Source organism: Halobacillus litoralis (assembly GCF_020524085.2).
In the GTDB taxonomy this organism is placed as follows: Bacteria; Bacillota; Bacilli; order Bacillales; family Halobacillaceae; genus Halobacillus; species Halobacillus litoralis_E.
In genome coordinates, this window is the sequence record NZ_CP129016.1 from 2,242,051 (window position 1) to 2,261,775 (window position 19,725).

The following is a 19,725-nucleotide window of genomic DNA, read 5'->3' on the forward strand; positions in this document are numbered from 1 at the left end:
TAGAGTAAATACTACAAAGTGCGAGGTGACTGTAATGAGTTCAATGGATAAAACGATGAGGTTCAACTTCTCTGAAGAACCGTTTGATCAAGATGTCCAATCCGTACTACTATCTGTTTACGGAGCATTACAAGAGAAAGGGTACAATCCGATCAACCAGATTGTCGGATATTTGCTTTCAGGCGACCCTGCATACATTCCTCGTCATCAGGATGCCAGAAACTTGATCCGCAAAATTGAGCGTGATGAGTTGATTGAAGAACTGGTTAAATCTTACATCAAAGAGAATAAAGAGGGCATTGAATGAAAAAAATAGGATTGGATGTGGGCGAAAAAACGATTGGCATCGCCATATCGGATGCTTTGGGCTGGACGGCCCAAGGCCTCACCACACTCCGTTGGGACGAGCAGGACTATAATACGGCTAAAGAGCCGTTAAGAGAAGTCATACGTGACCATGACGTGACGGAAGCGGTTGTAGGGTTTCCGAAGAATATGAATGGTACGGTCGGCCCTCGCGGAGAAGCGAGCCAGACTTTCGCCTCATGGCTAGAAGAAGAATTTCATCTCCAAACACATCTTTGGGATGAACGTTTAACAACAATGGCAGCCGAACGCGTGCTGCTGGATGCAGATGTCAGCAGGAAAAAACGGAAAAAGGTCATTGATAAAATGGCTGCGGTCATGATTTTACAGAGTTATTTGGATTCGAAACAATAAGGAGGACGTTTATATGGCACTAGAAAAAGAAGAACGCATCATCATTCCTGATGAAAATGGGGAAGAGCATTTATTTGAGGTCTTGTTCACATTTGATGTTGAACAAACAGGACATTCTTATATTGCAGTGGTCCCTGCTGAACAAAAGGATGGGGAAGAAGTAGAAGTCTTTGCCTTCCGTTACGAAGAAAAAGGGAACGAAGAGGATGACCTTGCTCTATTCCAAATCGAATCCGATGATGAATGGGAAATGGTTGAAGAAATGTTGAACACGTTGACAGATGAAGATTTAACATAATTCCTACCGCCTGCAGCGATCAGCTGCAGGCTTTTCTTATACTCTGAGGTAGAATACGCCTCCATACACCCTCTAATTCCATGGAATGAAACATAAAGAGTCTCTTCCCATTGTAGAAAATTAAGGGAATATGTAGAAAGATTCTTTCACTTTATAGTATAATGAACCGGATGAAAGGGGGAAGTCCGTTGTCTAATTCTGACTTTAAAAATCAATATAAAAAAAGATTGAAAAATAGAATAGAGGAAGCGAGTACGGTGAGAAAAATAGTGTCAATCATTCTCACGGTCTTGGTTCTTGCTCTTTTGATCGGCGGGGTTTCCGGCTATTTTTATGTGAAATCTGCTTTAGAGCCTGTAGAGCCGGAGAATGATAAACAGATCAATGTCGAAATACCTTTGGGATCTTCAACATCTTCGATAGCAAGTATTCTTGAAGAGAATGAAATCATTAAAAACGATTTAATTTTCCGCTTTTATACTAAATTCAAAAACGAATCCGGTTTCCAAGCGGGAAATTATCAATTTACATCTTCCATGACGCTGAATGAAATTATTGAGACGTTAAAAACAGGGAAGCTTGTCAAAGAATCTGTGTACAAAGTGACCGTGCCCGAAGGACGTAACCTTGAACAGATCGCAGAAGTTTATGCGGAAGATTTACCATTTACTAAAGAAGAATTCATGGAAAAAGTGGATGATGAGGCCTATATTAAAGAAAAGATGTCTGAATATCCTCAGCTATTGACAGAGGATATATTGAACGAAGAAATCCGCCACCCTTTAGAAGGGTATTTGTTTGCTGCTACCTATGACGTCTATGTTGAGGATCCAACCATTGATCAGATTGTAAAGAAAATGCTGGATCAGACCCAGGCGGTTGTCCTTCCTTATGTCAATCAGATGGGAGACCTTGAAGGGATTGAAAATGTCCACGATCTCGTCACGATGGCATCCCTTCTGGAAAACGAAGCTCGAACAGCAGAAAGTCGTAAAATGATTTCCGGTGTGTTCCAGAACCGTCTGGATAAAGATATGAAGCTTCAAACAGACCCGACCGTGCTTTACGCTCATGGAGAGCATAAAGACCGTGTCTTGTATGAAGATCTTGAAATCGAATCCCCATACAATACTTACTATATCACCGGACTGCCTGTCGGACCGATTTCAAACTTCAATGAGAACTCTTTACAGGCAGCTGCTAAACCGAAGGATCATGATTATTTTTATTTCCTAGCTGATAGTAGTGGAGAAATTCATTACGCCAGTTCACTAGAGGAACATAACCAACTGAAAAATGAGTATATTAATTAACATGTTTTTTGAAGGAATGCAAAAAGATACTCGCATTCCTTCTTTTTTTTATGTTAAAATAGTGGGGTTGTAAATCGGATGTAAAAATGATGGGAAGGGTGAAAACCGGTGAATCAAGAAGAATATTTGCAGTCATTGCTTTCAAAGCCTTCCACAGCTGTAAAGAAAATGGAATCCGATGCAGAAGAAAAGCGAGTGCCAATCATGGAACCATTAGGAATTGATTTTCTCATGCAGCTTCTCAGGATCCAACAACCAAAAAAAATCCTGGAGATCGGTACAGCCATTGGGTATTCAGCGCTACGGATGCTGGAAGCTTGTCCAGGTAGTCAAATAACAACGGTAGAACGTGATGAACAGCGTTACGAGGATGCTTTAAAAAATATTAAGGCTATGAATGCCGAGGAACAGATCCATGTTATAAAAGGAGATGCCCTAGAGGTAGCATCTACCATTGAAGAAGAAGGTCCGTTTGATTTATTATTTATTGATGCAGCCAAAGGGAAGTATGAAGAATTTTTCCACTTGTATTCCCCCATGGTATCCGACAAAGGCGTCATTCTTTCTGACAATGTACTATTTAAAGGTTTTGTTGCTGACGATTCAGAAGCAAATCCAAGAATGGCGAAAATCGCTAATAAGATCAGGAAATTTAATGAGTGGCTTGTCCAACACCCTGATTATTATACAACCATTGTCCCTATCGGAGACGGGGTTGCCATTACTAAAAAGAAAGAAACATAAGAGAAATTATAGATAAGAATGGAATGGATGAAAGGAGCACCCAGGAGCATGAGTGATAAACCAGTAGTGATTGGAGTAGCGGGAGGATCAGGATCAGGAAAAACGAGTGTGACTCGTTCGATCATCCAGCGCTTTACAGATAAGACGTTATTAATGCTAGAACAAGATTATTATTATAAGGATCAAAGTGATGTTCCGTTCGAGGAAAGGTTACAAACAAACTATGATCATCCTCTAGCTTTCGATAATGATCTTCTCATTGAGCATTTGGAACAATTGCTTGAGCAAAAGCCTGTAGAAAAACCGGTCTATGATTATAAGATGCATACCCGCTCAGATGAAACCATTCATGTCGAACCAAAAGAAGTGATCATCGTTGAAGGGATTCTTGTCCTTGAAGATGAACGCCTCAGAGATCTTATGGATATTAAAGTTTTTGTAGATACAGATGCAGATGTAAGAATTATCCGTAGATTAATGAGAGATATTAATGAGAGAGGCCGGTCACTTGACTCTGTCATTGAACAATATATCAACGTGGTTCGTCCTATGCACTTGCAATTCGTAGAACCTACCAAGCGATATGCGGATATCATCATCCCAGAAGGTGGACAAAACCACGTGGCGATTGATCTTATGGCAACGAAAATTCAAACGGTTCTATACGAAAAAGGACAATCAGTGACGAAAGAAAATAGTTGAAATACTACCAAAAATCTGGCATAGTTTTCACTAGTAGTTCTAAAACATAATGTCCTCGGGTAAAGTATAGTAAATCATCTTTAATGAGCGTACAGTCGTACTGCTCATTTCCTATATTAAGGACATCATTTTTTCTTGTATTTAAAGGAGTGTATTTGGACCATGGCAGAAGAAAAAAGTTATTATATGACGGAAGAAGGTAAACAAAAGTTAGAAGAAGAATTGCATCACTTAAAAACAGAGCGACGTAAAGAAGTAGTAGAACGGATTAAAATTGCTCGCGGTTTCGGAGATCTATCAGAGAACTCTGAGTACGATGCAGCAAAAGATGAACAAGCATTTGTAGAAGCACGAATTACACAAGTAGAAAACATGATTCGAAATGCAGTCATTATCGAAAATGATAATGAAAACCCTGACACTGTGACCATGGGTAAATCTGTAACGTTCCAAGAGCTTCCAGATGGAGACGAAGAGACGTACACGATTGTCGGAAGTGCAGAAGCTGACCCATTTGAAGGTAAAATCTCAAATGACTCTCCAATGGCTCAAAGCTTAATTGGACATGTTGTTGGTGACAAGGTCAAAGTCGCGACACCAGGTGGAGAAATCGACGTAAAAATCATTACAGTCGAATAATAAAGAAGGCAGGGGATTCCCCCTGTCTTTTTTTATGCCTACATACGGATCATCTTAAAGAATATGGCAGGTTTGTGGAAGACTTGATTTCGAGACTTTTGATGAGTGGGTGGGGCTGCGGGGAATAGTTCGCTTTCTGCGGGAGCGCGGTGAGCCTCCTCGGACTGTGTCCTGAGGGGTCTCACCCTGCACTTTTTTTCCCGCAGGAGTCTCGCCATTCCCCTCCGCCCCACTACTAAGGAAGATTCTCGAAACCACTTCTGGGAAAATAAGATTATATGATTGTGGGAAGTGGATGATATTAACTCTCGCCGACGAGAATAGTGGGAGATCTCCTTCTTAGTACAGGGGTTCGTTTCTCACCTATATCGAATGGGGTGGTTGGGAAGCTGCGAGACTCCCGTGGGAGAAGGAGATAGGCGAGATCCCGCAGGACGTAGTCCGAGGAAGCTCGGCGCTCCCCCACAGGAAAGCGAGTAGCTTCCCAGCCACCCCTGAATCCCAATATGGCAAACGAAGCCCGAAAACATCTCGAAACTGAGTCTTCAAGTAAAGGGAGCGATAATGTGGTTTGGAATATAGCCCGGGAAATGAGATAGGAAAAAGAAAGCATTGGTAACAATCAAAACTTCATGTATAATAAACGGCGAGTAAAAAGGAGGCAGGAAATCATGTCAAACAAACAATCCCCGTATTCCCGCTCAGGTCGTTATGAGAAAAAGCGTCGTGGTACGAAGATGTTGACTTGGCTTGTAGGGGCAGGCAGTGTTTTCATGGTGTTACTCTTCGGGTTGATGGTCTTCGGTGGAGAGGACCAAAAAGGGCAAGCAAAGGATACAGAAAGTGAAGAGGTCACAAAGGAAGAGCAAGGTTCAAAGGAAGATTCTCAAGCGGAAGCCGGCGAGACCAGTGACAAAAATGACAAAGAAGAAAAAGATAAACAAGAGGAAGATACTGAGGAAAAATCAGATAAGCAACAGGTTTCCATTGAAGAATTCGAAGAGCTGAAGCCGATTGAAGACGAAAAAGGTTTGAAAATTGAAAAAAGTGATGACCCTAATGTCGAGCGTGTCATCACAAAAGATTGGCCGGTTATTCCTACAGAAATGGAGACGAACGGTGAACATCGGATTACTTATCAATCAGGTTCCCAGGACTACAAAGAGTTACAAAAGGCAATCAGAAGCGCTGTAGGACTTTCTGAAGACAATATCATCTATTGGGATGTAAGTAATAGAGGTCACCATCAAAAAGCTAAGGCAACGGTCTCTGACAAAAATAAGACAGGATACCTCAGGGTACAGATTGACTGGATTGAAGGACAAGGATATAAACCAGTCAAACTTGAGATTTTAAAAAATAAAAACGGTTGAGAGAGGAAGTTCAGTTATGGCAATTGGAATCATTGGAGCAATGGATGAAGAAGTTGAATTATTAAAAGCGAATATGGATGTAGCCTCAGAGAAAGAGGTGGCGGGTAGTCTTTTTGTTGATGGCCTTTTGCATGGAAAAGAAGTCGTTCTATTAAAATCTGGCATTGGTAAAGTCAATGCTGCTATGGCTACGACTATTCTTCATGAACAATACAACATTGATGCTGTCATCAATACAGGATCAGCTGGAGGTTTTGCAAAAGACCTTGAAGTCGGAGATGTGGTCATTTCTTCTTTAGTGACACACCATGATGTGGATGTGACAGCTTTTGAGTATAAATATGGTCAAGTTCCAGGCATGCCTGACATGTTTACTGCGGATGAAAACCTTGTAAAACAAGCAATGGATGCTGTTGAGAAAACGGATGCTAAAGCAGCGAAAGGCATCATCGCTACAGGTGATTCCTTTATGCAAGATCAAGCCAGAGTAGATTTTGTTCGTGGTAAGTTCCCAGAGATGATTGCAGCAGAGATGGAAGCCGCTGCGATCGCCCAGGTTTGTTATAAGTATGGAACACCATTTGTTGTCATTCGAGCGTTGTCCGATATCGCTGGTAAAGAATCGTCCATTTCTTTTGATCAATTCTTACCGAAAGCCGCTGAAAATGCAGCCGTCATGATTATGGAAATGGTTAAGAATTACGAATGACAATCATTTCCACCGACACTATGATTCTCATATGTTAGGATTTTCATAGTAGGAGGTGGGCCGTTTTGAATACTTCCCAATGGTTAAAGAAGAAAGTAATGGATTACAAGCGGTTCGTAATGACACTTTTAATTATGAGCACGTATTTATATATAGGTACACTGATTAGCCTTTATGAATACGGTACAAAGGCTTACTTGTTTTTGTATCCTGTCATTGGTATAGCTCTTTTGACAGCATTTATCATGACTCTGAAAATAAGAAAATGGAAACGTCAACTCATAGAGGACTGAATGAAACAGCCACTCCATTCTCATAAGATGGTAGTGGCTGTTTTTTATCCATTCTTCCCTTGTTTACTCTGCTTGTAGAACTCATGAAAGATCTTCATTAATGCCCGCTTTTCAATCCTTGAGACATAACTCCTCGATATACCAAGCTCTTTGGCAATTTCACGCTGAGTTTTCTCTTCTGTTTGATTCAGTCCATATCGAAAAATAATGACTTCTTTTTCCCGCTCATCTAATACAGTGATGAAATCTTTGATCTTTTCTAATTCCATATGAAGTTGGATTTCCTCCACAATATCCGTGACATCTGCCTGTAAAATATCAAGAAGATTTAATTCGTTTCCTTCTTTATCATGGCCGATAGGATCTTGCAGCGATATGTCCTTACTCATTTTTTTCGTCGACCTGAGGTGCATAAGAATTTCGTTCTCAATGCAACGTGCGGCATAAGTGGCAAGTTTCGTCCCTTTTCCTGTCGAATAACTCTCAATTCCTTTGATTAAACCGATGGTACCGATAGAAATAAGGTCTTCAAAGTCTTCTTTCGTGTTTTCAAACTTTTTGACAATGTGCGCAACTAGCCGTAAATTGTGTTCAATTAGTTTGTTCCTGGCATCATGACTTCCTTCTGCCATCAATTGGAGCTGTTTAGCTTCTTCTTCTGGAGGCAGGGGGTTCGGAAAAGCCTGATTTTTTACATAAGACATGAAGAAGAGAGACTCTTTGAAAAAATAAAGGATGGAAGCGATGAGACTGCTCATAGGACGCACCTCCTCAAGGATTAGGCGAATGCCTACAACATACTTATGTCCTTGAGAAGTTGTCTGTGCTTGTCTATGGTTAAAAATAATGTTCATAAAGGGAAAAAAATGCCCCCATTAGAATGGGGGCATGTCGTATTATGTGTCTGGTGCTTGTCGCTTCTGCTCATCTTTGAGAACTTCTGCGTATTCATCCTTTACACTCTTTTCCCAAAGAGGAACGCCGGCGCGGTAGGCAGCTCTCGAAATCATATGTCCGGAGACAGGAGCAGTCAACAGGACGAAGAATATTCCTAGAAGCAGCTTACCACTTACAATGTCATGTTCTACGTAGTGGAATAGAAATGCACCGATCATAATTCCCGCCACTCCCAGGGTCGAACTTTTTGTCGCCGCATGAAGTCGTGTGTACACATCAGGAAAACGTAAAATCCCAATGGAACCAGAAATAAGGAAAAAGGCACCAATCAATAGCGACAGACATATGGTGATGTCGAAAATTAAATTAATCCATGTCCCGCTCAATGATAACACCCTTTTCTAAGAATTTCGCCAGTGCGACCGTACCGATGAATAGAAGAATACCAATCAGCAGGACGACATCATTAAACCTTGTTGTTACGAGCAGGACGGCGATTAGTCCTGCTAAGGCCATTAAATTGATTCCAATGATATCAAGGGCAACCGCCCGGTCAGGATTCGTAGGGCCGAGGATCGCCCGATACAAAAGGAGGATCACGGAGATTGCTACAGTTACAACAGCGATGGTAGCTGATATTTGGATCCATGTTTGTGTCATATCAAGGATATCTTCCATTTAACGGGTCACCTCCATGATACGCTTTTCAAATGAATTTTTAATTTCGCTGACAGATTCTTGAACATCCGGCATATCCATCGCATGAATAAAGATTTTTGTATGATCTTCACTTACGACGACCGACAATGTTCCCGGGGTCAAAGAAATCAAGTTGGCAAGAAGAGTGATTTCAAAGTTTGTTTTCACATCGATTGGTAATGCGAATATCCCTGGCTGCATATCCATTTTTGGCTTATAGACATGCTTCACAATGTCGATGTTGGATAGGACAAGCTCCCGTATAAACAAGAGAATTAGAAGGAAAAACTTCCACGCCCGTTTCATATAGAATGAATCTGGTACAAAACGCTGCAGGACGAAGAGGAGTATGATTCCTAAGATATAACCGACAAAGAACGTTGTGAAATTGTATGTTTCACTCAGGAACATCCACATCATAGCGATGATGATGTTCAGTACGATTTGTAAAGGCATCAGCTTCTACTCCTTTAACACAGAATCAATATAGAGTTCTGGATCCATCATGTATTGAGCAATGATTTCTATTGTCGGGAAAAACCATTCAGCACCTACACCGAGGAGAATGGAAACCGTAAGCAGCCCAGCAGCAGGAAGAGCCATCCGTTTTCCTTTCTTTTTCCGTTCAGGAACAGGAATGTCCATTTTTTCTCCCCAATACCCACTGATGAAAATCCTGATCATCGAGAATAGAATCAATAGACTTGAAATGAGAGCGATAATGACGATGAAAATTTCCTCTTCGCCTAGTCCGCCTCGCAACAATAATAGTTTCCCAATGAAACCACTGAATGGTGGTATACCAGCCAAAACTAATGATGCTAGAAACATAAGCCATCCGAGGACAGGGTAGTGATGGATCAAGCCCCCCATTTTACGAAGATCAGATGTGCCCGCTACATAAGCAGTGGCTCCCACCAGGATGAAGAGTGCTCCTTTGATCACCATATCATGAACAAGGTAATAGATAGTCCCGGTTATGGAAACCTCTGTAAAGATCCCTATACCCATAAGCATAAAGCCTACGGCTGGTATAATATTATACGCGACAATCAGCTTGATATTGTTTGTTGACAGAGCACCAACGACTCCAAAAATCATAGTCAAAGCGGCTAAGTAAATGAACAATGTGTGTGTCAATTCAACCTCTTGATTGAAGATCAGGGTGAACGTCCGCAAGATAGAGTAAACCCCTACTTTCGTTAACAGAGCTCCGAACAAAGCGGATACGACCGGATTTGGAGATATATAAGGCCGTGGCAGCCAATAATAAAGAGGGAAGACCGCCGCTTTTGTTGCAAATACAAAGAAGAACAAAATAGCAATTGTTGTCAAAATCCCTTGCTGTTCCACTTCATGGACACGCTGAGCGGCTTGAGCCATGTTGACTGTTCCTACAACCGAATAAAGAAAGGCGATGGTCGTGACGAACAACATGGAAGAAAATAAGTTGATCAACACATATTTAATCGATTCCCTAAGTTGTGCCTTCCCATTCCCTAGTACGATCAATCCATAGGAAGCCATCAAAAGGACTTCAAAAAACACGAAAAGGTTGAATAAATCTCCGGTTAAAAATGCACCACTTACTCCTGAAATCAACATGAAGAAGAAAGTGTAGAAGTAAAAGGACTCTTCTTTTTCTGATAAGGATTGAGGTGCAAAGAAAACACTAGCTACAGCAATGATGTTTGTCGTAAAAACTAATGTCATTGCAAGTAGATCAGCGACAAGGACGATGCCGAAGGGAGCATCCCAGCTACCCATTTCAAGGACGATGTTCCCGTTGTTTCTCACTTGCATGAAAATCACCCCGGCAACGAGGAGATTAATAATCGCGAAAGCTTTGGATAAAATGCGAACTAATTTTGTTTTTTTGTGTATGAAAGCTAAGAAGATGCCTGCTAATAAAGGCAGCAGAATAGGCAATACAGCTAAATTACTCATAATCGTTACCCCTTAATTGCTCCATATTATCGGTGCCGTTAATTTTCGCAGCACGATAAGCTAATACAAGTAGTAGGCTTGTAACACCGAAACTGATGACGATTGAAGTCAAGATCAACGCCTGCGGGAGCGGATCCGTGTAATTTTCTACTCCTTCAGTCAGTACTGGTGGTGCTCCTGTTTTCAACTCTCCCATTGTCAGGATGAACAGGTGGGCCCCATGAGAAATGAGGCCTGTTCCTATGATAATACGTAACAATTGTTTTTGAAGGAGGTTGTAGACACCCATTGTGAAGAGAATGCCGGCAAGAATGGCCATAATAATTTCCATGTATTATTCCTCCTCCTTGTTCTTTCTTAAACGGATTAATCCGTAGATTGCCATAGCGGCAATCCCTAATACAACAATTTCAAACAATGTATCTAATCCACGAAAGTCTACGAGGATGACGTTTACGATGTTGTCCCCGCCGCCAAGCTTGTATGAATTGTCTGTAAAGTAATCAGAAATAGACTCAAAGAACTTACTGCTGTGAGAAGAAATGGCTACCATTGTCATTAGTGCACCAAAGCCGATAGAAATGACGAGATTGAGTACCTTCGTGCTTGCTGGTTCATCTTTTTTACGAAGCTTTGGTAAATGATAAAAAACAAGCAAGAATAAAGCGACGGTTACCGTTTCAACAATCAACTGAGTAAGAGCTAGGTCGGGTGCTCGGTATAGAACGAATAACATGGACAATCCATAACCTACGACACCTAAAATAAGGATTGCGGCAATTCGGTTATTGGTAAGAGCGGTTCCTATGGCTGCGATGACCATCGTAATGGCGACAAATATTTCAGGAGCCGTAATTTCCGCTACATTAGATGTATCCAATGTAAATCCACCCGTCATCGCCATAAAGGCAAATGAAATGACGATGATGGCTGCTAGAATCAGTCGGACATATCGTCCTAGAGAACCATTCATGTATCCTTTTGTGATCGTAGTAGAGTATCGTTCTACTCGATCAACGGTACCATCGTAAACTTTGTTCATGCTTAATACTCCGGGTACGACATTGTACACGGGTGCCCATACTTTTCTGGAAAGGGCCAAAATACTACCAAAGACGAGTACTGTAAGGGACATAATGAATGGGGGGATGAATCCGTGCCAGAAATATATGTGTTTCTCTTCTAACGCGGCCCCTTTGACAGCTTCAGCAGCATGGGCAATGAATGGCTCATTGATGAAACTCGGGAACAAGCCAATGACAACAACACCTGCGACTAGAACAATCGGTGATATGAGCATACCAATGGGTGCCTCATGCGGTTTCTTAGGCAGTTCATTCAAGTGAGATTGACCACGGAAAGTACCGAAGAAAAAGTACATGGAATAGACGAACGTAAATATACTACCGAAAACAGCTAAGTAAGGTATACTCGTTTGTAAAATTCCAGCAATCCCGGTACTCGCTGCTTCCAAATGCAGCGAAGATTCAAAGAACATTTCTTTACTATAGAACCCGTTTAAGAATGGAAGGGGTACCCCGGCCATTGAGAAAGAAGCAAATAATGCAAGAGTGGCTGTCATAGGCATAAATGTCATTAATCCGCCTAGTTTACGGATGTCTCTAGTTCCTGCCTCATGGTCCACAATACCGGCTACCATAAATAGACTACCTTTGAACGTAGCATGGTTAAGAATATGGAAAACAGCCCCAAAGATCGCGGCTTTTGTACCGAAACCAAGCATAGCCATAATCATTCCAAGCTGACTGATTGTGGAAAAAGCTAGAATTCCTTTCAAGTCTGTTTGTCTTACAGCCATATAAGAACCCCAGCATAATGTGACTATCCCTGCAATGGATACAATGATAAAGAACCACTCATTAGCGGAAAGCATGGGGGAATACCGGGCAACCAGATAGATGCCGGCTTTTACCATTGTTGCCGAGTGTAAATAAGCACTGACCGGAGTGGGAGCTTCCATAGCATCTGGCAGCCAGATGTGGAACGGAAACTGAGCGGACTTTGTAAAAGCACCAAGCAGTAATAGAATCAAAATCAATGGGAAATATTCACTGTTAAGGATCAACTGTTGCTGATCGATCATTCCTCTTATGCTAGACGTGTTCGTTAATACACTCATGAAGATTAGAGCACCCAAAAGACTTAACCCACCAAAAACAGTGATGAGCATCGATTTTAATGCACCGTATCTTGATTCTTTCTTATAGTTCCAAAACCCGATCAATAAGAAAGATGATAGGGAAGTGAATTCCCAAAAACTGTACAGGGCAAATACGTTATCAGATAATACAACTCCCAGCATAGAGCCCATAAATATGAGGAAGTACACATAAAAATGTCCCAGTTGCTCCGATTTATGTAGGTAAAAAACCGAATAGAAGGCAACTAGGGCGCCAATTCCGCTGATTAATAAAACAAATAGTAAGCTCAGTCCATCCAGATGAAAGACCATATTCATATCCAGGGATGGTATCCAGGAGTACTTTTGGACGACCGGTTCAAAACCAGTACCTAAAAAGCGGGCAAAATAAATAAAAATCAACACAGGTACAATCGTAACGAAGAATCCTGTGTGTACTTTTTCTTTCCATTTACTTAAAAATGGGATGAAAATTGCAATAATAAAGGGCAATAATACAGCCACCAACATGTGGTATGTTCCTCCTTTGACGTAACTTTCCTCTATTTTTAATTGGATTTTGGATGATCGTAACGATGTGTTCACTCAATTGTAATCAAAAAAAGGTTCATTATTCAACTGTAGCATACCGGGGATATGCGCCGATAGGCCTTATTTAGTTTGTCCTTATAAATAAGAAGAAAGACATCATTTAACTAAATAAAAAAAGTCATAAAAAAAACTCGTCCTCTGCTGGATGGACGAGTATTCTCCGAATGGAAAGCTATTATTTGTCATTTAGTGTAAAATTTATCCTACATGTGAGATATGCTTATCTAATAGGTGCTGGATGGAACGCAAGTTAATTTCCCGTCTGATTTGTTCAATAAACTCATCTGAAAGATTGAGTTCAATGGCTTTGTGGTAAGATTGTATTAGTAGGGAATCCGATAATTGCTTCATGCCGCTGTCACACATGTGACAGTCACCTCCCGCTTAAATTGGATCACTGAACGTTCGAATTTTTAATGTATTCTTACCTTATCACGACCCTTATTTCGCCACAATATGGAAGTTATCTACATAAAATTGTAGATAACTTTTTGAAAAAAGTGGTTTAGGTGAGTGATAACAAAGAAGTTACTGTGTGGAATATGTGAATAAACTTATCCACAACCTATGATTGTCGGGATTTGTCGAACGATTTTTGTTCTTATCGTAAGTCTTTTTGAAACATGCTTCGATTTTGTATATGATGGTGAAGGAGATTTTGCGGTTGTATGAGGAGATGAACTGTATTGATGTTTAAAAACTTTTTACCAGATGAACATGTACCGAGTGTTTTTGATATCGACCCTGACCATTTAAAAGTAAAAGGGATTAAAGGTGTCATTACCGATTTAGATAATACTCTCGTCGCCTGGGATGAACCGGATGCAACAGAAGACATCAAAGCATGGTTCGATAAAATGAGCAAGCACGGCATCCAGGTTACAATTGCTTCTAACAATAATGAAACGCGAGTAAAGCTATTTTCTGAGCAGCTTGACACTAGGTTTATCCATAGTGCCAGAAAGCCATTATCGAAGGCTTTCAAGAAGGCTCAGAAGCAGATGAAGCTCAAGAAGGATGAAGTAGCTGTTATTGGAGATCAACTGCTCACCGATGTCCTGGGCGGGAATTCTGCTGGTTTCCATACAATCTTAGTTGTTCCTATCGTTGAAACGGACGGTTTTTTTACGAAGTTCAACAGAAAGATTGAAAGACGGATATTAAATTGGATGCGAAGAAAAGGGAAGATTACATGGCAGAGGAGAGATCAGTGATGGCTGAAATACAATGTCAAGGATGCGGAGCCGTCATTCAAACGACAAACCCAGAAGAAGCAGGCTATGCACCTGCTTCAGCACTAGAAAGGGAAGACATCATTTGTAAGAGATGCTTCCGCTTAAAACATTATAATGAAGTGCAGGACGTTCCATTTCAAGATGATGACTTCATGGAGATGTTGAACCAAATCAGTGATACAAAAGGGCTGGTAGTGCAGCTTGTAGATATCTTCGATTTCAATGGAAGTTTTATTTCAGGATTGAAGCGTTTGACTGGAAACAATCCTGTTATTCTTGTAGGGAACAAGATGGACGTCCTTCCAAAGTCAGTGAACCACGGGAAAGTCAAACATTGGTTAAAACGCTCAGCTAAAGAGAATGGCTTAGAGGTTGAGGATGTGTACTTAATCTCAGCAGAGAAAAACCAAGGGATTCAGCAATTATCACAAGCCATCGATCATTACCGTGAAGGTGGAGATGTTTATGTGGTAGGTACGACAAATGTTGGGAAATCAACATTTATCAATACCCTTATTTCCAATACATCTGGTGTTAAGGATGCTATTACAACATCGTATTTTCCGGGGACAACTTTAGGATTTATCGATATTCCTTTGGATGAAAACAGCTCCCTATTCGATACACCTGGAGTCATCCAACGTCATCAGATGGCTCACTACGTATCTGATAAGGATTTAAAGCTAATTACACCACGTAAAGAAGTAAAGCCGAAAGTGTATCAGTTGAATGAAGAGCAGACGCTTTTTATAGGCGGGCTCGCTAGGCTGGACTTTGAGACAGGCGAACGTAGCTCTTTTGTATGTCACTTCTCTAATGAATTGAATATTCATCGAACTAAAATGGAAAAAGCAGATGAACTGTATGAAAATCATTTGGGAGAACTATTATCACCACCAGACCAAGATACAATGACAAAACTTCCTCCGTTAAAAGGACATACGTTAAAAATTAAAGAAAACAAAATGGATATCGTCTTTTCTGGACTCGGATGGGTGACTGTTCCAGAAGGTGGCATTACGGTTACAGCACATGTGCCTGAGGGAGTGAAAGTGTCCTTGAGAGAGTCACTCATATAGGAGGGGATCACTTGTACAAACTAGGATTGATCGGCCACCCGATTGGTCATTCCATGTCTCCATGGATTCATGAGAAGCTTATGGAACAGCAGGGGATTGAAGGAAAGTATGAACTGCTGGAAATCCAGCCGGATGAGTTTGGTGAAAAAGTCAATTTATTGAAAGGAAAAGGGCTGGATGGTTTCAATGTAACCGTGCCTTATAAAGAGAAAATTATCCCTTACCTTGACGGCCTGGACGAAAGCGCACGGCACTTGGGCGCAGTGAACACTGTTCATCACACCGATCAAGGTTGGATCGGATATAACACCGACGGCAGGGGATTTGTCCATTCTTTGAAGAATCGTTTCCCGGATATTTTTCACAAAGATGCAAAAGCCTTGTTGTTAGGAAGCGGAGGGGCAGCAAGAGGGATATTTGAAGCTCTTACGAGAACTGAAATGTCTCGTGTAGATATAGCGAATCGTACGATAAAGAGAGCCGAAGACCTTATTCAGGATATTCCTTCAAAGGGGTATGCTGGTGCTTTGACGCTTGAACAGGCAAAAAATACTCTCATGGATTATGACTTAATCGTTCAAACGACGACGGTCGGGATGAACCCTGATCATGACCAAATGATCGTATCATTGGATCACTTGACAAAAGGCACCGTTGTAAGCGATATTGTTTACCGTCCTATGAAAACGAAATTCTTAAACGAAGCGGAAAAAAGAGGAGCGCGTCTCCATTTTGGACATGAAATGCTGTTACAGCAAGCCGTTTATGCCTTTCAAATATGGACAAACACCGAGCCAGAGTCCTCGCTTTTGCTCACTGAATTCGAACAGAAATTGAAAGGGGTATAGAATGTTAACAAGTAAACAAAAGAAGCACTTACGAGCAGCTTCCCATAATATACAGCCGATTTTTCAAGTAGGAAAAGCTGGCGTGAATGAAAATATGACGAAACAAATTGATGAAGCCCTTGAAAAAAGGGAACTGATAAAAGTGAGCATTTTACAAAATTGCTTTGAAGATAATCATGTTGTGGCTAATGAAATTGTGGAAGCCACAGATGCTCATATTGTTCAGGTGATTGGAAATACAATTATCCTTTATAAAGAGTCCAAAGAAAATAAACAAATCGAATTACCATAAAGGGGAAGATCAATGAAAAAAGTTGGAATTCTTGGTGGTACGTTTGACCCTCTTCATCAAGGTCATTTAATAATGGCTGAGTTTTCCCGTGAAGCCATGACCCTTGATGAAGTATGGTTTATGCCTTCCTATATCCCCCCCCATAAGCAGGAGTCTACAACTAAGCCGGAAACAAGACTTGCCATGGTACAGACAGCAATCGCGAAACATCCGCACTTCCGTATTTGTGATGTTGAATTAGTCCGGAAAGGAACCTCGTTCACGGTTGATACCATGACTGATTTGGTCGAGAGGTTTCCTGACTATCAGTTCTTCTTCATCATTGGAGGGGACATGGTGGAGCATTTACCAAAATGGCACCGGGTCGAAGACCTCTCGAAACTGGTCCAATTTATTGGGGTTGAGAGGCCTGGATATGGGTGGAATAATGAAATTCCAGTCCATTTTGTTGATATTCCATCGGTCGATGTATCCTCGACAATGATACGCGAACGTATTGCACAAGGGAAAAGTGTTCGGTACTTATTGCCGGAAGTTGTTGATTCTTTTATAAAGGAGCATCATCTGTATGAAAATTAGTCGTGAAGAGGCACTTGAATTTGTGCGCCCTGCCTTAAAAACGGCCAGATATGAACACACAGTGAGGGTGACAGACCAGGCGGTTGAACTTGCTGAGAGGTTTCAAGTAAATGTTAAAAAGGCAGAACTGGCAGCTGCCTTTCATGATTATGCGAAATATAAACCTATAGAGCTCATGGAACGTTGGATTGAGAATGACCGCCGACTGCCTAAGGATCTCTTGGATTATCATCATGAGCTGTGGCATGGACCCGTAGGGGCTTTAATGCTCGAGCAAGAGGTAGGGCTTACGGATGCTGAAGTCATTTCTGCTATCAGCTGCCACACGACCGGAAAAAAACATATGTCCACGTTAGATAAAGTTGTGTTTTTAGCCGATTATATAGAACCTGGGCGTGAATTCCCGGGAGTGGATCAAGTTCGGAGGAAAGCAGAAGAAAATTTGGATGAAGCATGTGCCTTAGCTTTGAAAAATACGATCATTTTTCTTATTGGTAAGGAAAGGACCGTTTATCCGGACACGTTTCATGCATATAATGATTTAATATGATCTTTGGATCATGGAAAAGATAGAGATGAAATAGGGAGGAAACTCATGGAAAGTAAAGAACTAGTAAATTTAGCAGCACAAGCGTGCGATGAAAAAAGAGCGCAGGATATTGTTGTTTTAGATATGTCCGAAGTTTCATTAATCGCAGACTATTTCTTAATTTGCGAAGGGTCGAATGAACGCCAAGTGCAGGCTATCGCAAGGGAATTGAAAAATCAAGCGGAAGAAAACGGGATAGAAGTGAAACGAATGGAAGGATTTGAGCAAGCACGCTGGGTCCTTGTCGATCTTAATGACATCGTTTGTCACATTTTCCATAAAGATGAACGCCATTACTACAACCTGGAAAGACTATGGGGCGACGCAGATACGGTCGCTGTAGAAGGGCTAGAAAACTAAAATGAGCTACGGGGATATGGCGCGCGTATATGATCTCCTTATGCAGGATGCACCATATGAACAATGGGTGAATTTTACGAAGCAAATGCTTCAACAATATCATGCCAAAGGTCAAAAAATTCTTGATGTAGGTTGTGGTACAGGGGAGATCACCCATCGTCTCCATGATGAGGGGTACCAAATGACGGGTATCGATTTGTCTTCTGATATGTTGACCGTTGCGCAACAGAAAAACCCTCGAGCTGCAATTGAGTGGATTCAACAGGATATGGCTTCATTAGAAGGATTGTCAGGTTATGATTGTGTCATTAGTTATTGTGATGTCGTCAACTATTTAACCGATGAACAGAAGGTGCAGCAAGCTTTCCGATCTATTTACCAAACCCTTACCCAAGGGGGAGTATTTATATTTGATGTGCACTCTATAGATCATATTCGTAATGATCTCAGTGGTGCAACATTTGCTGAAGTCCGTGATGATCTATCGTTCATCTGGTTTTGTGACCCTGGGGAACTAGAGAATAGCCTTGTACACGATTTGACATTCTTCGTTGAGAGTGATGGAAAATATCAGCGTTTTGATGAAATTCACCAACAGCGAGGGTATGATCATACGGTTTTGCAGTCCTGACTCGCTCAATCAGGCTTTAAGGTGCAAGGAACATTTTCTGATTTTAGTGAAACTCCATCCATCGACGGAGAACGCTGGTTCTTTGTTTGTACGAAGGAATAAAAATTGTGAAAGAGTCCGTAAATGACGGACTCTTTTTTTACGGTCTTTATTATTGAAAAAGGTCCCAAGGTTATTTTTTGCAGGAATTTAGGAACTCATGTCGAATATAAGGGTTATAAATCAATGTGTTTTTTATCCTCTTTATGTTTATTTTGAGTAGCCTCAAACATTTTTTGGAACAAAGGTCCAATGTGATCTTCTAAAGCTTGCAATCCCTCACCTGTAACTCCGCCTTTCACAGTAACCTTTTCCATCAATTCCTCTAACGTCATAACTTTTTGTGCGAGAAGTTCTCCCAGTCCAACCATCATATTTTCCGTTAACGAGGTAGCTTTATCTTTGGGAAGACCAGCAACATCACCAGCAGCTTCAATCCATTGGCTGAGTAAATAACTAATGAAAGCAGGCCCGCAAGAGACGATGTCAGACGCTACACGAATGTGTTCTTCTTTGACTTCGATGGGAGTAGAGATATGCTGGAAAGTCTGCTTTAGTAACTCTCGATTTTCGTTCTTTATTTTCGATCCAAAGGTAAATAAACTTACACCTGACCACGCATGATTTGTAATAGATGGAACAATTCTCGCAACCTGACAAGGAGTTACTTTTTCTAACTGCTCGACAGCGACAGGGCTCGTGATGGAAACAAGACATTGGTTTTCAGACCATTTTCCCTCCAGTGCATCAATGATGTTTTTGTAGTGATGCGGTTTTACACAGATGAAAATGATATCGCTGTTATTTTGTAGTGCGGCTAAATCCTTCGCTACTTGTAGGTTTGGAAATTCTTCTTGGATTTTTACCGCTTTTTCTAGTGTTCGATTGTAAATCGTCAACTTCTCAGCAGGTACGGCCCCGCTTTTAATAAGCGTTGAGATGAGCATACTTCCCATATTCCCTGTGCCGATGATTCCCCATTTCATT

Annotated in this window: 27 protein-coding genes; 18 read left to right on the top strand and 9 right to left on the bottom strand. The window is 41.2% G+C overall.

Annotated elements, in window-relative coordinates; translation table 11 throughout:
- Positions 1-34: 34 nt before the first annotated feature.
- The 10 genes from LC065_RS11250 to LC065_RS11295 all read left to right on the top strand — a co-directional run bounded on the left by LC065_RS11250 (position 35) and on the right by LC065_RS11295 (position 6,791).
- The gene (locus LC065_RS11250; protein WP_115822523.1) at positions 35-307 is read left to right on the top strand and encodes an IreB family regulatory phosphoprotein; all 273 of its coding nucleotides are present in this window, start codon (positions 35-37) and stop codon (positions 305-307) included.
- Positions 304-720: a Holliday junction resolvase RuvX gene (gene ruvX / locus LC065_RS11255; protein WP_146812767.1), complete on the top strand. Its 417-nt coding sequence runs from the start codon at positions 304-306 to the stop codon at positions 718-720. The genes LC065_RS11250 and ruvX overlap by 4 nt, the downstream gene beginning before the upstream one ends.
- 13 nt (positions 721-733) lie before the next feature.
- The gene (locus LC065_RS11260; RefSeq protein WP_089652614.1) at positions 734-1,018 is read left to right on the top strand and encodes a DUF1292 domain-containing protein; all 285 of its coding nucleotides are present in this window, start codon (positions 734-736) and stop codon (positions 1,016-1,018) included.
- Positions 1,019-1,206: 188 nt separating this feature from the next.
- Positions 1,207-2,331, top strand: a complete 1,125-nt coding sequence (mltG, locus tag LC065_RS11265; protein ID WP_226591121.1) for an endolytic transglycosylase MltG — start codon at positions 1,207-1,209, stop codon at positions 2,329-2,331.
- Between the two features lie 168 nt (positions 2,332-2,499).
- A complete protein-coding gene (locus LC065_RS11270) occupies positions 2,500-3,075 on the top strand; it encodes an O-methyltransferase (RefSeq protein WP_226591677.1) in 576 nt (191 codons plus the stop codon).
- Between the two features lie 48 nt (positions 3,076-3,123).
- The gene (gene udk, locus LC065_RS11275; protein WP_226591117.1) at positions 3,124-3,777 is read left to right on the top strand and encodes a uridine kinase; all 654 of its coding nucleotides are present in this window, start codon (positions 3,124-3,126) and stop codon (positions 3,775-3,777) included.
- 162 nt (positions 3,778-3,939) lie between these two features.
- Positions 3,940-4,416 carry a transcription elongation factor GreA gene (gene greA, locus LC065_RS11280; RefSeq protein ID WP_146812772.1) on the top strand — a complete coding sequence of 159 codons (477 nt, stop codon included), beginning with the start codon at positions 3,940-3,942 and terminating at the stop codon, positions 4,414-4,416.
- Between the two features lie 671 nt (positions 4,417-5,087).
- Positions 5,088-5,789: a YrrS family protein gene (locus LC065_RS11285; protein WP_226591115.1), complete on the top strand. Its 702-nt coding sequence runs from the start codon at positions 5,088-5,090 to the stop codon at positions 5,787-5,789.
- A gap of 16 nt (positions 5,790-5,805) precedes the next feature.
- Positions 5,806-6,498: a 5'-methylthioadenosine/S-adenosylhomocysteine nucleosidase gene (gene mtnN / locus LC065_RS11290; protein WP_226591112.1), complete on the top strand. Its 693-nt coding sequence runs from the start codon at positions 5,806-5,808 to the stop codon at positions 6,496-6,498.
- A 65-nt stretch (positions 6,499-6,563) separates the two neighbouring features.
- On the top strand, positions 6,564-6,791 hold the full coding sequence (locus LC065_RS11295) for a YrhC family protein (RefSeq protein ID WP_226591110.1): 228 nt from the start codon (positions 6,564-6,566) through the stop codon (positions 6,789-6,791).
- A gap of 44 nt (positions 6,792-6,835) precedes the next feature.
- Here the strand turns inward: LC065_RS11295 and sigK are convergent, their stop codons facing one another.
- From sigK to LC065_RS11335, 8 genes are all read right to left on the bottom strand, one after another.
- The gene (gene sigK / locus LC065_RS11300) at positions 6,836-7,549 is read right to left on the bottom strand and encodes an RNA polymerase sporulation sigma factor SigK (protein WP_146812776.1); all 714 of its coding nucleotides are present in this window, start codon (positions 7,547-7,549) and stop codon (positions 6,836-6,838) included.
- Positions 7,550-7,687: 138 nt separating this feature from the next.
- Positions 7,688-8,074: a monovalent cation/H(+) antiporter subunit G gene (mnhG, locus tag LC065_RS11305; protein ID WP_226591107.1), complete on the bottom strand. Its 387-nt coding sequence runs from the start codon at positions 8,072-8,074 to the stop codon at positions 7,688-7,690.
- Complete coding sequence (locus LC065_RS11310) at positions 8,055-8,366, bottom strand: Na(+)/H(+) antiporter subunit F1 (RefSeq protein WP_226591105.1); 312 nt, start codon at positions 8,364-8,366, stop codon at positions 8,055-8,057. Before LC065_RS11310 ends, mnhG begins: the two co-directional genes overlap by 20 nt.
- A complete protein-coding gene (locus LC065_RS11315) occupies positions 8,367-8,843 on the bottom strand; it encodes a Na+/H+ antiporter subunit E (RefSeq protein ID WP_226591103.1) in 477 nt (158 codons plus the stop codon).
- Between the two features lie 6 nt (positions 8,844-8,849).
- Positions 8,850-10,334, bottom strand: coding sequence for a Na+/H+ antiporter subunit D (locus LC065_RS11320; protein ID WP_306163415.1), 1,485 nt, complete (start codon positions 10,332-10,334; stop codon positions 8,850-8,852).
- Positions 10,327-10,665: a Na(+)/H(+) antiporter subunit C gene (locus LC065_RS11325; RefSeq protein ID WP_226591097.1), complete on the bottom strand. Its 339-nt coding sequence runs from the start codon at positions 10,663-10,665 to the stop codon at positions 10,327-10,329. The genes LC065_RS11320 and LC065_RS11325 overlap by 8 nt, the downstream gene beginning before the upstream one ends.
- A gap of 3 nt (positions 10,666-10,668) precedes the next feature.
- Positions 10,669-13,005, bottom strand: coding sequence for a Na+/H+ antiporter subunit A (locus tag LC065_RS11330; protein WP_226591095.1), 2,337 nt, complete (start codon positions 13,003-13,005; stop codon positions 10,669-10,671).
- Positions 13,006-13,284: 279 nt separating this feature from the next.
- Entirely contained in the window at positions 13,285-13,437 is a 153-nt protein-coding gene (locus tag LC065_RS11335) for a sporulation histidine kinase inhibitor Sda (RefSeq protein WP_226591675.1), read from the bottom strand.
- Between the two features lie 338 nt (positions 13,438-13,775).
- Between LC065_RS11335 and LC065_RS11340 the strand changes: the two genes are divergently transcribed.
- The 8 genes from LC065_RS11340 to LC065_RS11375 are packed head-to-tail and all read left to right on the top strand — an operon-like array spanning position 13,776 to position 18,699.
- Complete coding sequence (locus LC065_RS11340; RefSeq protein ID WP_226591673.1) at positions 13,776-14,300, top strand: YqeG family HAD IIIA-type phosphatase; 525 nt, start codon at positions 13,776-13,778, stop codon at positions 14,298-14,300.
- Positions 14,300-15,400, top strand: coding sequence for a ribosome biogenesis GTPase YqeH (gene yqeH / locus LC065_RS11345; RefSeq protein ID WP_306163416.1), 1,101 nt, complete (start codon positions 14,300-14,302; stop codon positions 15,398-15,400). Before LC065_RS11340 ends, yqeH begins: the two co-directional genes overlap by 1 nt.
- Positions 15,401-15,411: 11 nt before the next feature.
- A complete protein-coding gene (aroE, locus tag LC065_RS11350) occupies positions 15,412-16,248 on the top strand; it encodes a shikimate dehydrogenase (RefSeq protein WP_226591090.1) in 837 nt (278 codons plus the stop codon).
- 1 nt (position 16,249) lies between these two features.
- Complete coding sequence (gene yhbY / locus LC065_RS11355) at positions 16,250-16,540, top strand: ribosome assembly RNA-binding protein YhbY (protein ID WP_115822509.1); 291 nt, start codon at positions 16,250-16,252, stop codon at positions 16,538-16,540.
- A 12-nt stretch (positions 16,541-16,552) separates the two neighbouring features.
- Positions 16,553-17,119: a nicotinate-nucleotide adenylyltransferase gene (locus LC065_RS11360; RefSeq protein ID WP_226591088.1), complete on the top strand. Its 567-nt coding sequence runs from the start codon at positions 16,553-16,555 to the stop codon at positions 17,117-17,119.
- The gene (yqeK, locus tag LC065_RS11365) at positions 17,109-17,669 is read left to right on the top strand and encodes a bis(5'-nucleosyl)-tetraphosphatase (symmetrical) YqeK (protein WP_226591085.1); all 561 of its coding nucleotides are present in this window, start codon (positions 17,109-17,111) and stop codon (positions 17,667-17,669) included. Before LC065_RS11360 ends, yqeK begins: the two co-directional genes overlap by 11 nt.
- Positions 17,670-17,714: 45 nt before the next feature.
- Positions 17,715-18,068: a ribosome silencing factor gene (rsfS, locus tag LC065_RS11370; RefSeq protein WP_089654329.1), complete on the top strand. Its 354-nt coding sequence runs from the start codon at positions 17,715-17,717 to the stop codon at positions 18,066-18,068.
- Positions 18,069-18,084: 16 nt separating this feature from the next.
- Positions 18,085-18,699, top strand: a complete 615-nt coding sequence (locus LC065_RS11375) for a class I SAM-dependent DNA methyltransferase (protein ID WP_306163417.1) — start codon at positions 18,085-18,087, stop codon at positions 18,697-18,699.
- A gap of 215 nt (positions 18,700-18,914) precedes the next feature.
- Here the strand turns inward: LC065_RS11375 and comER are convergent, their stop codons facing one another.
- Positions 18,915-19,724 (bottom strand): late competence protein ComER, encoded by an 810-nt coding sequence (comER, locus tag LC065_RS11380; RefSeq protein ID WP_226591080.1) that lies wholly within the window; start codon positions 19,722-19,724, stop codon positions 18,915-18,917.
- Position 19,725: the final 1 nt, after the last annotated feature.

Bases quoted from the DNA above. Each gene is read 5' to 3' on its own strand.
- LC065_RS11250 (WP_115822523.1), top strand. From the start codon at position 35: ATGAGTTCAATGGATAAAACGATGAGGTTCAACTTCTCTGAAGAACCG.
- ruvX (WP_146812767.1), top strand. From the start codon at position 304: ATGAAAAAAATAGGATTGGATGTGGGCGAAAAAACGATTGGCATCGCC.
- LC065_RS11260 (WP_089652614.1), top strand. From the start codon at position 734: ATGGCACTAGAAAAAGAAGAACGCATCATCATTCCTGATGAAAATGGG.
- LC065_RS11270 (WP_226591677.1), top strand. From the start codon at position 2,500: ATGGAATCCGATGCAGAAGAAAAGCGAGTGCCAATCATGGAACCATTA.
- udk (WP_226591117.1), top strand. From the start codon at position 3,124: ATGAGTGATAAACCAGTAGTGATTGGAGTAGCGGGAGGATCAGGATCA.
- greA (WP_146812772.1), top strand. From the start codon at position 3,940: ATGGCAGAAGAAAAAAGTTATTATATGACGGAAGAAGGTAAACAAAAG.
- LC065_RS11285 (WP_226591115.1), top strand. From the start codon at position 5,088: ATGTCAAACAAACAATCCCCGTATTCCCGCTCAGGTCGTTATGAGAAA.
- mtnN (WP_226591112.1), top strand. From the start codon at position 5,806: ATGGCAATTGGAATCATTGGAGCAATGGATGAAGAAGTTGAATTATTA.
- sigK (WP_146812776.1), bottom strand. From the start codon at position 7,549: ATGAGCAGTCTCATCGCTTCCATCCTTTATTTTTTCAAAGAGTCTCTC.
- LC065_RS11310 (WP_226591105.1), bottom strand. From the start codon at position 8,366: ATGGAAGATATCCTTGATATGACACAAACATGGATCCAAATATCAGCT.
- LC065_RS11315 (WP_226591103.1), bottom strand. From the start codon at position 8,843: ATGCCTTTACAAATCGTACTGAACATCATCATCGCTATGATGTGGATG.
- LC065_RS11320 (WP_306163415.1), bottom strand. From the start codon at position 10,334: ATGAGTAATTTAGCTGTATTGCCTATTCTGCTGCCTTTATTAGCAGGC.
- LC065_RS11325 (WP_226591097.1), bottom strand. From the start codon at position 10,665: ATGGAAATTATTATGGCCATTCTTGCCGGCATTCTCTTCACAATGGGT.
- LC065_RS11330 (WP_226591095.1), bottom strand. From the start codon at position 13,005: ATGTTGGTGGCTGTATTATTGCCCTTTATTATTGCAATTTTCATCCCA.
- LC065_RS11335 (WP_226591675.1), bottom strand. From the start codon at position 13,437: ATGAAGCAATTATCGGATTCCCTACTAATACAATCTTACCACAAAGCC.
- LC065_RS11340 (WP_226591673.1), top strand. From the start codon at position 13,776: ATGTTTAAAAACTTTTTACCAGATGAACATGTACCGAGTGTTTTTGAT.
- yqeH (WP_306163416.1), top strand. From the start codon at position 14,300: ATGGCTGAAATACAATGTCAAGGATGCGGAGCCGTCATTCAAACGACA.
- yhbY (WP_115822509.1), top strand. From the start codon at position 16,250: ATGTTAACAAGTAAACAAAAGAAGCACTTACGAGCAGCTTCCCATAAT.
- LC065_RS11360 (WP_226591088.1), top strand. From the start codon at position 16,553: ATGAAAAAAGTTGGAATTCTTGGTGGTACGTTTGACCCTCTTCATCAA.
- yqeK (WP_226591085.1), top strand. From the start codon at position 17,109: ATGAAAATTAGTCGTGAAGAGGCACTTGAATTTGTGCGCCCTGCCTTA.
- rsfS (WP_089654329.1), top strand. From the start codon at position 17,715: ATGGAAAGTAAAGAACTAGTAAATTTAGCAGCACAAGCGTGCGATGAA.
- LC065_RS11375 (WP_306163417.1), top strand. From the start codon at position 18,085: ATGGCGCGCGTATATGATCTCCTTATGCAGGATGCACCATATGAACAA.
- comER (WP_226591080.1), bottom strand. From the start codon at position 19,724: ATGAAATGGGGAATCATCGGCACAGGGAATATGGGAAGTATGCTCATC.